The organism is Stappia sp. (genome assembly GCF_048261845.1).
In the GTDB taxonomy this organism is placed as follows: domain Bacteria; phylum Pseudomonadota; class Alphaproteobacteria; order Rhizobiales; family Stappiaceae; genus Stappia.
Genome location: NZ_JBLXFR010000083.1, coordinates 1 through 12,784, shown reverse-complemented (window position 1 = coordinate 12,784; position 12,784 = coordinate 1). Strand labels below are relative to the sequence as shown.

General features: G+C 66.2%; 17 protein-coding genes, 1 tRNA gene and 1 pseudogene. 7 read left to right on the top strand and 12 right to left on the bottom strand.

Annotated features, from left to right (window positions below; all coding sequences use genetic code 11):
• A pseudogene (locus ACN0T5_RS19915) lies at positions 1-555 on the bottom strand (hypothetical protein); the annotation flags it as partial.
• Between the two features lie 61 nt (positions 556-616).
• Here ACN0T5_RS19915 and ACN0T5_RS19910 point away from each other — a divergent pair.
• Entirely contained in the window at positions 617-1,282 is a 666-nt protein-coding gene (locus tag ACN0T5_RS19910; protein WP_417770359.1) for a TetR/AcrR family transcriptional regulator, read from the top strand.
• A gap of 17 nt (positions 1,283-1,299) precedes the next feature.
• Here ACN0T5_RS19910 and ACN0T5_RS19905 read toward each other — a convergent pair whose 3' ends face one another.
• Entirely contained in the window at positions 1,300-2,196 is an 897-nt protein-coding gene (locus ACN0T5_RS19905) for an endonuclease/exonuclease/phosphatase family protein (RefSeq protein WP_417770358.1), read from the bottom strand.
• 167 nt (positions 2,197-2,363) lie between these two features.
• On the opposite strand from ACN0T5_RS19905, the gene ACN0T5_RS19900 reads away from it, so the two are divergent.
• Positions 2,364-3,272 (top strand): hypothetical protein, encoded by a 909-nt coding sequence (locus ACN0T5_RS19900; RefSeq protein WP_417770357.1) that lies wholly within the window; start codon positions 2,364-2,366, stop codon positions 3,270-3,272.
• A gap of 47 nt (positions 3,273-3,319) precedes the next feature.
• A complete protein-coding gene (locus tag ACN0T5_RS19895; RefSeq protein WP_417770356.1) occupies positions 3,320-3,715 on the top strand; it encodes a hypothetical protein in 396 nt (131 codons plus the stop codon).
• Here the strand turns inward: ACN0T5_RS19895 and ACN0T5_RS19890 are convergent.
• The 4 genes from ACN0T5_RS19890 to ACN0T5_RS19875 form a co-directional block, all read right to left on the bottom strand.
• Entirely contained in the window at positions 3,696-4,481 is a 786-nt protein-coding gene (locus ACN0T5_RS19890) for an ATP12 family chaperone protein (RefSeq protein WP_417770355.1), read from the bottom strand. The genes ACN0T5_RS19895 and ACN0T5_RS19890 overlap by 20 nt on opposite strands.
• A complete protein-coding gene (locus ACN0T5_RS19885) occupies positions 4,481-5,164 on the bottom strand; it encodes an HAD-IA family hydrolase (RefSeq protein WP_417770360.1) in 684 nt (227 codons plus the stop codon). Before ACN0T5_RS19885 ends, ACN0T5_RS19890 begins: the two co-directional genes overlap by 1 nt.
• 15 nt (positions 5,165-5,179) lie before the next feature.
• Positions 5,180-6,190 carry an RluA family pseudouridine synthase gene (locus tag ACN0T5_RS19880; protein ID WP_417770354.1) on the bottom strand — a complete coding sequence of 337 codons (1,011 nt, stop codon included), beginning with the start codon at positions 6,188-6,190 and terminating at the stop codon, positions 5,180-5,182.
• 117 nt (positions 6,191-6,307) lie between these two features.
• Positions 6,308-6,904 (bottom strand): TetR/AcrR family transcriptional regulator, encoded by a 597-nt coding sequence (locus tag ACN0T5_RS19875; protein WP_417770353.1) that lies wholly within the window; start codon positions 6,902-6,904, stop codon positions 6,308-6,310.
• A gap of 156 nt (positions 6,905-7,060) precedes the next feature.
• On the opposite strand from ACN0T5_RS19875, the gene ACN0T5_RS19870 reads away from it, so the two are divergent.
• A complete protein-coding gene (locus ACN0T5_RS19870; protein ID WP_417770352.1) occupies positions 7,061-7,459 on the top strand; it encodes a RidA family protein in 399 nt (132 codons plus the stop codon).
• Positions 7,460-7,465: 6 nt separating this feature from the next.
• Here the strand turns inward: ACN0T5_RS19870 and crcB are convergent, their stop codons facing one another.
• The 5 genes from crcB to ACN0T5_RS19845 form a co-directional block, all read right to left on the bottom strand.
• Positions 7,466-7,852 carry a fluoride efflux transporter CrcB gene (crcB, locus tag ACN0T5_RS19865; protein ID WP_417770351.1) on the bottom strand — a complete coding sequence of 129 codons (387 nt, stop codon included), beginning with the start codon at positions 7,850-7,852 and terminating at the stop codon, positions 7,466-7,468.
• Positions 7,853-7,857: 5 nt separating this feature from the next.
• Positions 7,858-8,286 carry a VOC family protein gene (locus ACN0T5_RS19860; RefSeq protein ID WP_417770350.1) on the bottom strand — a complete coding sequence of 143 codons (429 nt, stop codon included), beginning with the start codon at positions 8,284-8,286 and terminating at the stop codon, positions 7,858-7,860.
• Positions 8,287-8,317: 31 nt separating this feature from the next.
• Positions 8,318-9,733 carry a magnesium transporter gene (gene mgtE, locus ACN0T5_RS19855; protein ID WP_417770349.1) on the bottom strand — a complete coding sequence of 472 codons (1,416 nt, stop codon included), beginning with the start codon at positions 9,731-9,733 and terminating at the stop codon, positions 8,318-8,320.
• A gap of 265 nt (positions 9,734-9,998) precedes the next feature.
• Positions 9,999-10,085 (bottom strand) — tRNA-Leu (locus ACN0T5_RS19850).
• A 144-nt stretch (positions 10,086-10,229) separates the two neighbouring features.
• Positions 10,230-10,496 (bottom strand): FliM/FliN family flagellar motor switch protein, encoded by a 267-nt coding sequence (locus tag ACN0T5_RS19845; protein ID WP_417770348.1) that lies wholly within the window; start codon positions 10,494-10,496, stop codon positions 10,230-10,232.
• A gap of 126 nt (positions 10,497-10,622) precedes the next feature.
• Here ACN0T5_RS19845 and lipB point away from each other — a divergent pair, with 126 nt between their 5' ends.
• The 3 genes from lipB to folB all read left to right on the top strand — a co-directional run bounded on the left by lipB (position 10,623) and on the right by folB (position 12,474).
• Entirely contained in the window at positions 10,623-11,333 is a 711-nt protein-coding gene (gene lipB / locus ACN0T5_RS19840; RefSeq protein WP_417770347.1) for a lipoyl(octanoyl) transferase LipB, read from the top strand.
• 283 nt (positions 11,334-11,616) lie between these two features.
• The gene (locus ACN0T5_RS19835; RefSeq protein ID WP_417770346.1) at positions 11,617-11,934 is read left to right on the top strand and encodes a hypothetical protein; all 318 of its coding nucleotides are present in this window, start codon (positions 11,617-11,619) and stop codon (positions 11,932-11,934) included.
• A 174-nt stretch (positions 11,935-12,108) separates the two neighbouring features.
• Positions 12,109-12,474: a dihydroneopterin aldolase gene (folB, locus tag ACN0T5_RS19830; RefSeq protein WP_417770345.1), complete on the top strand. Its 366-nt coding sequence runs from the start codon at positions 12,109-12,111 to the stop codon at positions 12,472-12,474.
• Here folB and ACN0T5_RS19825 read toward each other — a convergent pair.
• Positions 12,452-12,784, bottom strand: a 333-nt coding sequence (locus tag ACN0T5_RS19825; protein ID WP_417770344.1) for a hypothetical protein, incomplete at its 5' end; no start/stop codon positions are given. The genes folB and ACN0T5_RS19825 overlap by 23 nt on opposite strands.

Here is a 12,784-nt window from a genome sequence, read left to right as displayed (position 1 = left end):
CTCCGCTTCGCGCTGCCGGACATTCGCCTCGGCGGAAAGGACGGCCGCCTCAAGCATCGGCCGGGTGACCAGTTCGGCAAGAAGATCACCGGCTCCGACCCGCTCGCCCTCCGCCACCAACAGCTTCGCCATGCGGGCATCGCCCGCGCCGAAGGGCGGCGCCACGGTGACGACAAACCCGTCCGGCAGCAACCGGCCGAGCCCGTAGACGATCCCGGGTTCCGCGCGGTCGACGGCAGCACCGGCTCCGGCCGGAGCGGACTGCGCCGCCGGCCGGGTGGCCGACAACGGCCAGGGAACGAGGTCGCGCTGCTGGAGCACGACACCCGCCGCCACGCCGGCCGCAAGGAGAACAAGGCCAAGCGCAAGGCTACGCAGGCGACGAAGGATCGTCCATAGTCGGCCACGAACCGTGGCCTCGCCGGACGGCACTTCGCGCCGAACGGCCTTCAGGGGAAGCGACGTCGGCCCTTCGGGCACAGCGGGCCCGGCCGGATGCGTCGGTTTTCCCGCGTTTCCGGACCTGGCCGGATCGGGCCTGAGGCTTGATGACATGACATGATCCTGTTAATGACTCGAAAGTCATTAACAGGCAGGGGAAGGACATGCAAGGACGATGACGGAGAGCGACACCGCTCCGGCAACGCCGCCACGCCGGCGGCGGCGCAAGGAGGCCCGTCCGGGTGAGATCATCGATGCGGGATTGGCGGAATTCGCCGAGAACGGCTTCGCGGCGACGCGGCTGGAGGATGTGGCGAAGCGCGCGGGCATCGCCAAGGGCACGATCTACCGCTATTTCGCCAGCAAGGAAGACCTGTTCGAAGCAGCGCTTTCCGCGCGCCTGACACCGTTCTTCGACGATGTCTCGGGGATGGTCGACAGCTTTCCCGGCTCTTCCGAAAACCTCGTGCGCGCGGCCCTGCCCCGCATCTACAAGGCGCTGTTCGAGGACGGACTGCATGTCTTGATGCGCATCATCATCACGGAGGGAGGCCGTTTCCCGGCGATTGCCGAACTCTACCACCGCCGCGTCATCAGCCGTGGGCAGGCAGTGCTGGCCGCCCTGGTCCGCCGCGGGGTCGAGCGCGGCGAATTCCGCCGCAGCGCGCTGACCGACCTGCCGATCGTCATCGTCGCCCCGGCGGTGATGACCATCGTCTGGAAGATGACCTTTGACCGTTTCGACCCGGTCGAGACCGAGCGCTTCCTTGCCGCCCATGTCGACATGGTTCTGGGCGGCCTGCTGGAACGGCAGGACGGCGGAACGCAAGCCCCCGGCTGACCCGGAAGCCCGGGACATCACGCCATCGCCAGATCCACGTCCATCTCGTCGAGCTTGTCATAGCCCTGGACGTTCCAGACGACATCGTACTGGATCGGCGCGTGGTCGTTCTCGTCCCATTCGTTGTAGTCCGGGTCGGGCGGGTCGGGATTGCACTGGACGGTTCCCCCGTCGTGCCAGATGTAATCGAGAACCGCCGGCCGGTAGCCTCCGCCACGGGAGACATGCGTTGCCTGCAAGCCCGGCGGCCGTCGCGTCCAATCCATCCGCGCAAGCTCGCGCTCGGCATCCCTCGGAAATTCGTCATACGGGATGTTCATGTCGCCGATCAGCACCGCCCGCTGGCGGAATCTGTTGAGGTAGCCACAGCCTTCGAGAATCTCCTGCTGCGCCAGATCCCGGCGCGCCGCCTTGGCATGGATGCCACCGACGACCAGCGTCTGCCCCTGCAGGATGATCATCGGCCGCACCCAGTCGGGTTCCCAGTAGAAACTGACCCGGCCGCCAAGCCCGGTCAGTTCCGCGATGCCCTCGTTCCAGATGACCGCGAAGTTGCAGGGACTGACCCGGCCGCCATTGCCTTCCGACCAGTGGAAGGCACCCTGCATGTTGAACCTGAGGAGGCCTATCTGACGGCTCAGCCGCGTCGCGACTTCCCGGGCGAACCTGTCGCCGCCCTCCCCCCGCCGCGAGACTTCCGCGAGAATGAGAATGTCGAATCGGGACGAAACGAACCAGCGCTCGATCGCCCGCATGACCTGGCTGCTGCGACGCAGCATCTGGCTCTCGAACGCCGCCTGCCCTTCCTCCGGGAGCACATTGTGCTTCTCGATGTTCCAGAAACCGACGGTCAGATAGTCCCGCCCCCGCATGCGCGCTTCCTTCCAGTCGAAGAGAACCAGGAGCGTCGGCAAAGGGTTCCGGGCAGCAAGCCTTGCCGCCAGGGCCGCCGACGCGTCCAGGCAAGGTAAGCATCCGCACTCATAGATTGCAACATGTGCCAGTGCAATTTTTTGTATTGAACCGCCCTACAGCCCTTGGTAGCGTTTCGGGGAGCTTCAGTCAGAGGGTGCATTTTCTCATGAGCGATCTTTATGACAAGGCAATTGCCGGACGGCTTTATTCCCCCATGCCCGCAGCGCAAGAGACAACCACCTCCGTCACGGTCACCGTCTACAACAAGCTGCCGGTCAAGGTGTTCGTCTACTCGATCACCTCTGCCGGCACGCGGAGTTACGAGGGCTATATCGCGGCCGGCGCCAATGCCGCCATCGCGGGCGATGCGGGTGAGAACTTCGTCTTCACCTCGGCAACAAGCGGCAGCTTCATCTCCGCCTACACATTCCCGGGCAGCAACGCGACATACACTATCGACAGTTCCGTCCTGTCCGAGCCCAACAATATCGGACCGATCCCGCAACCGACGCAGGCGGTGCCGGTGCCGGTGAATTCACCGCTGGTGATGGTCGCCTGCTCGACGGTCACGGACATCAACGGCACCGTCAACTACATCACCCGTGAGCAATACTGGAACCTGCAGGGCGACAGCTATTCCCTGACAGTGGGCGAAAGCCGCACGGTGAGCTACACGATCGTTGCCGGACGGCAGGTCACCTCCTCGACCGAGGATACGGTCGGCGCCTCCGTCGGCGTCGACGCCCATGCCGGCTGGGGCCCGGTTTCCGCCGGCATTTCCGCCAGCCTCAACGCCCAGTCGACGACCTTCCAGCAGGTCAGCGTGAACGAGCAGACGACGACCTATGTCTCCGACACGGTGTCGAACGCGAGCCAGGACGACATCATCGTCCTGCGCTGGCAGATGACCGACGTGATCAATGTCTACAACTCGACCTATGTGCCGCTGTCCTCGGTCGTGTCGGGCCTCAACCCGATCGTCGTCCAGCACTATGCGCTGGGCAACATCGAGGAAGCCTTCGTTCGTCCGGCGCTCGTCGCACGCCCGCCCCGGCCGCAGATTGCCGCCGATTGATCCGCCCCGAACCCACCAAGGCCATTCAACGCTGAAAGGACTTTCCCATGAGTTGTTGCGACGGAAGCCTCGTCCAGATCATCAACCTGTCCGGTGCGGACTTTTCGATCGAAAGCCACGACAGCACGGTCGGCAGCCTGCACGGACTGTCGTCCGGGACCGACATCCCCAACAACGGCTTTGCCATCGGTTTCGCCTATTCCGGCGGCGGCACCAATGGCGCGGCCAGTGGCACGGTCACCGTCTCGACGTCCAACGGCGCCTATACGATGACGCTGGACTACGGCTACACGCCGGACAGCAAGACCGGCTCGTGCCCCTGCACCACCACCTCGCAATCGGCACAGTCGGTGGAGAACTATCTCGCGACGCCAAGCACCTCCACCGGCAACAACACCGGTGAGGCCTGGACGGTCTGGACCATCACGTCCCAGCTCGCGTAACCGAAAGCACCGCTGCCGCCGCGTCGAAATCGCGGCGGCGCTGGGCCCGCACCCGCTCCGCCTCCGGATCGGCACCCCACAGGCGGATGTTCCAGTCCTCGTCGACAAAGGCGGCAGCCCAGGCCTCGTCCGACGTGAGCCGGCCCTCGGCCAGAGCCAGCGCAAGCAGCGCCGAACCGGACAGCGTCGTCGCCACATGCAGCCCTGTCAGGCGCAGCGCCGGGAACGGTTGCAAGGTCTCCCGGATACGCGCGATCAGGCCCGCATCCTGGGAAACCGGCATGATCCCCTCGGCCAGCACGAAGCGCCCGCCATAGCGGGCCTCGGCCCAGGCGATGACAGGCCCCCAGCGCGTCTCCTGAAGTTCCACCAGTTCCTGCGGACTTTCCGCCCGGTAGAAAAGCAGATCGTTTCCGGCATAGGCGGCGACATCGTCGGCAACATCCTCCGCATGCTCCGGCACCGCGTCGATCGCCACGTTGGCGATGCGGGTCAGCGGCATGGTCTGCGGGTCGATCTCCGCGCCTTGCGCGCGCCATTCCTGCGCGACGATCTCCGCAAGCGCCTCCTCGGCAAGCACCAGCGGCTTGCGACCGGCCGTTTTCACCGGCCGCCCGTCGAGCAGGACGACATGGCCGCCCTCCTCGGCGCCAAGAGTCACGTCCTTGTAGAAGCGCTTCGGCAACGGGCGCCGCGACAGGGCCCGCGTCCGCTCGACCGGATCGACCGGTCCGCCGCCTTCCAGCTCGCTCAGGAGATCTCGCATCAGACCGCCTCCCGTCCCGCCACAACGTCCTGCCAGCCAAGCGTCTCGCCCAGCGCCGGCAGCAGCATGTCGAACCCGTCGATGATCCGCGCGGGCTCTGCCTGCGCCAGCCGCTCGCGCGGGTGATAGCCCCAGGTGACACCGATGCCGGCAACGCCGGCCGCACGTGCCATCTCCATGTCGAAACCGGTATCGCCGATCATGACCGTGCGCGCCGCTTCCGCGCCTGTCTCTTCCATTGCCTGCAGGATCATGCCCGGATGCGGTTTGGACGGCGCCTTGTCCGCCGTCTGGATGGTGACGAAGCGCCCCTCCAGCCCGTGCGCCTCCTGCATGTGGCGAACGCCGCGCATCGCCTTGCCGGTGGCAACCCCGAGGAGAACGTCGGGGCGCGCCGACAGCGCGTCGAGCGCGGCAAGCGCGCCGGGATAAAGCGGATCATGGTCGAGACCGGCCAGCCGGCGGGCAACCTTGGCCTCGCGATAGGCATCGGCCATGGCCGGCACCATGTGGCGATGCTCGGGCGCCGTCAGTTGCGCAAAGGCGACCTCGAGCGACAATCCGACGATGGAAAGTGCCACGGCCCGCTCCGGAGCCGGCAGGCCGACGGCGGCAAAGCCGACGCCAAGCCCGTGCAGGATGGTCTCCTGACTGTCGATCAGGGTACCGTCGCAATCGAAGATGACCAGGTACAGGGCCTATTCCTCCGGGTCGTTTATGTCGGGGTCATACTGGCGGGCATCGAAGCCGAGCAGGTTCCAGCTTTGCTGCATGTGAGCCGGGAGCGGCGCGGAAACGTCGATCACGCCGCGCCCCGAAGGGTGCGGAATGACGATGCGGCGCGCATGCAGGTGCAGCTTGTTCTGGAGCCCGCCGGGGAACTCCCAGTTCTCGACGTTGAAATATTTCGGATCGCCGACGATCGGATGATGGATATAGGCCATGTGGGCGCGCAACTGGTGGGTCCGGCCGGTGATCGGGCGGAGCGACACCCACGACACTTTCGGCCCGGCATTCTCCACAACCGAGTAAAGCGAGACCGAGTGCTGGGCGTCGTCCTCGCCATGCCGGGCGACGCGCATGCGCTCCTCGCCCTCGTCGCGGGCAAGATAGGTGGAGATGCGGCCCTGCCGGGGCTTGGGCACATGGGCGACGAGCGCCCAGTAGATCTTCCGGGTCTGGCGGGCACGGAAGGACTTCGACATTTCCGAGGCCGCCTTGCGCGTCTTGGCGAGCAGCAGGATGCCGGAAGTCTCGCGGTCGAGCCGGTGCACCAGGCGCGGCTTCTCGCCCTTCTGGTCGCGGAACGCCTCAAGCATGCCGTCGAGATGGCGGGTCAGGCCGGAACCGCCCTGCACGGCAAGGCCGGCGGACTTGTTCAGCACCATGACCTCGCGGTCCTCGTAGAGGATCATCGCCTCGACGGCCTCGCGGTCGCCGGCAACCAGCTTGCGCGGCTTCGGCTTGGCGTTGGCGTTGTCCTTCGCCGCAACATGCGCGTCGACCGTCAGCGGCGGAATGCGCACGACCTGACCGTCCTCGACGCGGGTCGAGGTCTCGGCGCGCTTGCCGTCGACACGCACCTGCCCGGTGCGCAGCAGCTTTTGCAGGTGTCCGTGGCCAAGCCCGGGAAAATGGGTCTTGAACCAGCGGTCGAGCCGCATGCCGGCCTCGTCGGAGGTGACGGTCTTCTGTTCGATGCCGGCCATGGCTGTCCTTGTACCTGGGTCGCGCGCCCGGACCCTTGCCTCCCGGCCCGGCGCATCTCGCGCCCTACCTAATCCGCGCAAGCCTCAAGGGCAAGCGTGGCGCGCGGCGGAACCGGGTCACGCCCTGTCGGCGCGCAGCCCCTCGGCCATCGCCTGAAACGCCTCGACCGCCCTGGGCAGGGCGGAACGCGGATCCTCGCTCGCCGCCACCCACAGTGCCGCGTTGAGCGCCGCGCCGCTCAGGAGCCGCGCGGCCGCATCGACATCGACGGGTCTCATCACCCCTTCCGCGATCAGCCGCGCCACCGCCTGCCGTGTTGCCTGCAGGCAGGTGTTCTGGCTTGGCCATTGCGAGGGATCACCGAGAAAGGCCGGCCCGTCGAGCAGCACGATGCGCTGCACTTCCGGGTCGAGCGCCATCTCGATATAGGCCGCCCCTTCCGCCATCAGCCCGTCCCAGCCCTCGCCTTTGGCCGCACCTGATGCCCTGGCACGGGCCGCCATCTCGCCGTCAACCTCGGCGACGACGGCCGCAAGCAGCCCCTTCTTGTCGCCGAAATTGTGATAGAGCGCGCCGCGCGTCAGGCCGGCAGCGGCGGTGAGCTCGTCCATGGAGGCCGCGGCAAAGCCCTGCTCGGCGAAGGCCCGGCGCGCCGCCGCGATCAGCTTCGCGCGGTTCTCCTGCATCGTCTCCTTGCGGCTCTTCGCAGCCATGGCACACCCGCCTTGCATACGTCGCGTATATGAAATTGACATACGCGCCGTATATGAATATTACATACGCCACGTATATCAAACCTGAAGACGGTTCGTGAAGCCCCGCCGATGCGGGACACTGCAAGCCGCCCACCGCACGAAAGGAACAGGGACATGACCCGAGCCGAAGCCGTTTTTCCTGAAGGCCGCCACGCCCTTTACGAGCAGCACGGCTATTCCGCCGCGCTCCGCTCCGGCGACCTCCTCTTCGTCTCCGGCCAGGTCGGCAGCCGCGAGGACGGATCGCCGGAGCCGGATTTTGCAGACCAGGTGCGCCGCGCCTTCGCCAATCTCGAGGCGACGCTCGCCGCCGCCGGTTGCAGCTTCGACGACCTCGTCGACGTGACGACGTTCCACACCGACCCGGAAAACCAGTTGGCCACGATCATGGAGGTGAAGAACGGGATCTTCCCGAAAGCGCCCTACCCCAACTGGACCGCTATCGGCGTCACCTGGCTGGCCGGCTTCGATTTCGAGATCAAGGTGATCGCCCGCATTCCGGAAAAAAGCTAGCAGACCTCACCCGGCCGCGATGGCGCGCATGGCGGCAAGGCCGGCGACCAGCGCCAGGATCGAGGCCGTGACGGAAATGCCGGCATAGAGCGCGGCGGCGCCCAGCGCGCCGCGCTCCCACAAGGTGGCGACATCGAGCGAGAAGGCCGAGAAGGTGGTGAAGCCGCCGAGAAAGCCGGTAGCAAGGAAGAGCCGCAGCGCATTGCCCGACCCGCCGGCGCGCGACGCCAGCCAGCCGACCAGCAGGCCCATCAGCAGCGAGCCGATGACATTGACCGCAAGCGTGCCGGCGGGAAAGCCGGGCCCGAAGGTCCTGAGCGCAGCCAGGTTGACCAGATGCCGGCCGGCCGCGCCGAGCCCTCCGCCCAGCGCCACGAGGATGAGGTGCTGCATCGGCATCACTCCGTGAAATTGGGCCAGAGCGGCGGGGCGGCGAACTCCACCACATTGCCGTCCGGATCGTCGACGTAAAGGCTGCGCCCGCCCGCCGGCCAGACGACCTCGCTGCGCAGGGGAATGCCGCAGGCGGCAAGATGCGCCCGCCAGGGCTCCAGCTGGTCGGCGGCGATGCGGAAGGCGAAATGGCTCGGCCCCTCGCTGTGATGACCCGGAACGATGCCGCCCTCGGTCTCGACATCCTGCGCGGTCAGGCCACGGGCGAAGACGAGCAGTGTTTCGCCGGGACCCGCGTCATAGGCGGAAAGCCGCTCGCCGGAGACCATCCGCGTCAGTCCGACAATGCCGCAATAGAAGCCGTGCGCCCGCTCGAGATCCTCCACATAGACGGAGGTTTCGAGAATGCCGCCAAGCGGCGGTGCTTTCGACATGAGCGTCTCCCCTCGCGCAACGCGACATGGCTCAGAGCGGCAGGCCGAACCACAGCGCCGCGATCCACAGGAAGGCGAAGAAGCCGACCACGTCCGTCACCGTTGTGACGAAGACGCTGGAGGCAATCGCCGGATCGACATTGATTTTTTCCAGAACGACCGGGATCAGCAAGCCGGAAAGGCCGGCGAAAAGAAGATTGATGACAATGGCAACGCCGATGACGACCCCGAGCCCGGTGCTTGCGAACCAGAGCGCGGCGGCAACGCCGATGATCGTGGCCAGCGCCACGCCGTTGAGCAGGCTGACCAGAACCTCGCGTCGCAGCACCCGCCACATGTTGCGTCCGTCCAGCTCCTGCGTGGCCAGCGCCCGCACCGCCACCGTCATGGTCTGGGTGCCGGCATTGCCGCCCATCGAGGCGACGATCGGCATCAGCACGGCCAGCGCCACCATCGCCTCGATCGTGCCCTCGAACAGCGAGATGACGACCGAGGCAAGGATCGCCGTGCCCAGGTTGACGAACAGCCAGCTGAAGCGTGAGCGCGCGGTGACGAGCACCGCATCGGAGATTTCCTCGTCGCCAAGGCCGGCAAGGCCGCGCAAGTCCTCCTCCGCCTCTTCCTGGATGACGTCGACGATGTCGTCGATCATCAGCATGCCGACGAGACGGCCGGCATCATCGACGGCGGGAGCAGAGACAAGGTTGTAGCGTTCGAAGCTGCGCGCCACTTCCTCCCGGTCGTCGGTCGCCCGGAAGGTCGGCGGGTCCTCGGTCATGATCGCCGAGATCTTGGTCGCCCGCTTGGTCCTGAGGATCTTGTCGAGCGGCACCGAGCCGGTCAGCCGGAAGCCGGGATCGACCGCGAAGATCTCGTGGAACGTGTCGGGCAGATCCTTCGATTCGCGCATGTAGTCGATGGTCTGGCCGACGCTCCAGAACGGGGGCACCGCAATGAAGTCCGTCTGCATCAGACGACCGGCGGATTCCTCCGGATAGTCGAGCGAGCGCTGCAGCTGGATACGGTCGGAATAGGGCAACTGGTCAAGGATCGCCGCCTGGCCCTTGGCGTCGAGATCCTCGAGAATGTAGACCGCGTCATCGGAATCGAGCTCGCCGATGCCTTCCGCCAGCGTGTCGGAGGGCAGCTCCTCGAGAATCCGCAGGCGAACGGCCTCGTCCAGCTCCGTCAGGGTCGCGTAGTCGAACTCGTCGCCGAGCAGCCGCACCAGCGGCACGCGCGAATCCTCCGGCAGCGACTCGATCAGGTCGGCGACGTCCGCCTCGTGCAGGTCGCCGACAAGCCCGATCAGCGCAGGCGCGTTCTCCGCCTCGACACCGGCCTCGACAAGGGACAGGAAATCCTCGCCGATGCGACCGTCCTCGTCGCGCACCGTCGGAATTTCCACCGGGTTCTCGGCAGTGTCGACGTTTTCGCCTTCGGCCAATTCAGCCCTCCCCTTGGTCCCCGACAGCCGCGACGGGCCACTGTCCGGGATCCGTTTTCGTCCCGGATCACGGCAGATCGGTCCCTACCACTCTGTAGCATGCCCCTGCATCGCATGCCGCACTGCCGAAGATGCTTTTTTCGCCTTCTCGGGGCGAAATTCAGGCGGTGACCGCCGAAACCGAAGAATCATTTTCAACGCGGGGAAGCCAGGCCGGCACGGACACCGGATACAAAAAAACCCGGGCATTGCCCGGGTTCTTTTTTGGTGCGGTCGAGAAGACTCGAACTTCCACGGGTTTTACCCCACAGCGACCTCAACGCTGCGCGTCTACCAATTCCGCCACGACCGCATAACCGTTCCGCGAAGCGCTGCATCGCGCTGCGGAGCCCTCGTCTAGCAAATCGACTTTTGCCGCGCAAGCGCTTTGCACGTCGATATGCACAAGGGTTGCAAGATAGTTTGCTGGCAGGTGCGTGTGACCTGCCGCCGCCCCTCAGACCCGACCGGTCGCCCGCACCGGGCGAGCCTCCGGCGGCCGCACCAGGACCTCCGTCACCGACACACCGACCCGCTCGCCCTGCAGCACCACCTGTCCGCGTGCGATCGGGATGTTGTTGGCGAGAATCTGGACATCGTCGTCCTCGCGCGATGTCAGCTCGATCACCGCGCCGCGGCCCATGCGCAACAGCTGGTGGATCGGCATCTCGGCGGAACCAAGCACCACCGAGATCTCGATGGTGATATTGTCGAAGATACCCATATGACCACCGGCGTGATGAAGGATGGCAATCGCAGCACGTTCACTCTATTACGGACGCAGTCGAGGCCGCCCCGTCGAACCGACACTGGCGGGCGTTGGTTAACAAACCGCTAACGGACTTGCAATATGACAGACCGCGCGGCTCTTGCCGGCAGCTTTCTGGCGGAACCCGGCTCTCCTCCCGTCGAATGGGCCATCAGCGACGGGCTGGTGCCCTACGAGGTCGCCCTTGCGGAAATGGAAAGGCGCGTCACCGGCATCGCCGACGGCACGCTTGGCGAGCGCGTCTGGCTGCTCGAGCACCCTCCGCTCTACACGGCCGGCACGAGCGCCCGCGACGAGGACCTGATCTCCCCCGACCGTTTCCCCGTTCACAGGACCGGACGCGGCGGCCAATACACCTATCACGGCCCCGGCCAGCGCGTGGTCTACGCAATGCTCGACCTGAAGCGCCGGCGACAGGACGTGCGTGCCTTCGTTGCCGCGCTCGAAGACTGGCTGATCGCGGCCCTGTGGGAACATCACGTGCGCGGCGAGCGGCGCGAGGACCGGGTCGGCGTCTGGGTGCGCCGGCCGGAGCACGGCCGGGAGCGCGAGGACAAGATCGCGGCGATCGGCATCCGCATGCGCAAGTGGGTCAGCTTCCACGGCATGGCGCTCAACGTCGACCCTGCCCTCGACCACTTCACCGGAATCGTGCCCTGCGGTGTTTCGCAACACGGGGTCACCAGCCTGGTCGACCTCGGGCTTCCCGTGACCCTGGAGGATGTGGACATCGTGCTGAAACGCTGTTTCGAGGAACGGTTCGGCCCGACGCAAACGGTCGCGGCGCCCTGACAGCACAGAGGGCTGACGCAGCGGCATTTCGTGCATCTTCTCAGCCGTCTCACCTTGTATTTTTGTCGATACCGCCGTTTCATTCCCCGGGGAATGGAGGGCCGGGGCAATCGATTCGAAATCCACATGGACGGCTGGACCCGTACGTGCGGGCTTTTTTGCGATTGCGCTGGCCCTGTTGCCTGCGGCCGCAACGCCGGCGCAGGCGGACGAGGAGGCGACTCTCGCCGGGCAATGGAGCCGCTCCGCGGTTTCCGGCGTGCCACGCTATGCGACCCGGTCGATGAACGGCGCAGTCTTCGCCATCTGGTGTCCGCAAACGGCCAGGCCGATCGTCGAAGTGGTCATCAACGGCAAGCCACCGCCGCCGAATCAGCTTGTGCGCATCGTCGTCGACCGCTCGATGATCAAGCTGCGCAGCGACAAGCTCGGTTATATCCGTGGTGACTGCCGCTTCTGCAAGGACCAGATGATCTGGCTCTGGAACAAGCTGCGCTCCGGGTCCTTTCTCCAGATCCAGCTCGACGATGGCCGCTATTCGGGTTTCAGCATGCGCGGCGCCGCAAGGCTGATGGGCGCGGACATCTGCAGCGCCGGCTGAAAGCGACATGACGCGGTCATGCAAGCCGGTGCCGTGTCCAGGCATTGCCGGCGGGCCTCGGCACTGCTAGGTCCTGTTCGGTACGAGCGACATTTATTGCCGGCTCCGGCAACACATGGCCTTTCGGCCCGGCCCTCCCGTGCCGGCCGCGCTCTCATCAACAAGAGCTGCCCAATGGACGCTATCCACCTTGAAGACCTCTCCTTCTATGCCTTTCACGGGGTGCATGACGAAGAGGCCCGGCTCGGCCAGCGCTTCGTCGTGGACCTCAGCTGCTGGCTCGATCTCGGCCCGGCCTCGCGCAGCGACGTCTATGCCCAGACGCTGTGCTATGCCAGTCTGACGCGAACGGTGGAAGCCGTGGTGACCCGGTCCCGGTTCCACCTGATCGAACGGCTGGCAGGCGCCATCGCCGAGGCCGTCTTCGAGCTCGACACACGCATCGAGAAGATCACGGTCAAGGTGCACAAGCCGGGCGCGCCCCTGCCGATCGCTGCTGGCCGGGTCAGCGTCGAGATCAACCGGACGCGGTCCTCGTAGGTCCGGCTGCCGCCGCCGCCCGCGCCGCGCCCTCCTCGCCCAGCACGCGCTCGACCTCGGCGACAAGGCCGGGAACCAGCTCCGGATCGGCGACGAGCTCGCCGCGCTCCTCCTCCAGGATCGCCAGGAAGACGTCGCGCCGCGCCGCACGCAGCACCTCCGGGGCAAGCGGCACGATGGTCTCGCCCACCCGGGTCGCCATCCTCATCAGCCGGTCGGCGGCGGCCAGCCGCCCCCACAGGTAGTCGCGCCGCGCCGCACGCAGCACCTCCGGGGCAAGCGGCACGATGGTCTCGCCCACCCGGGTCGC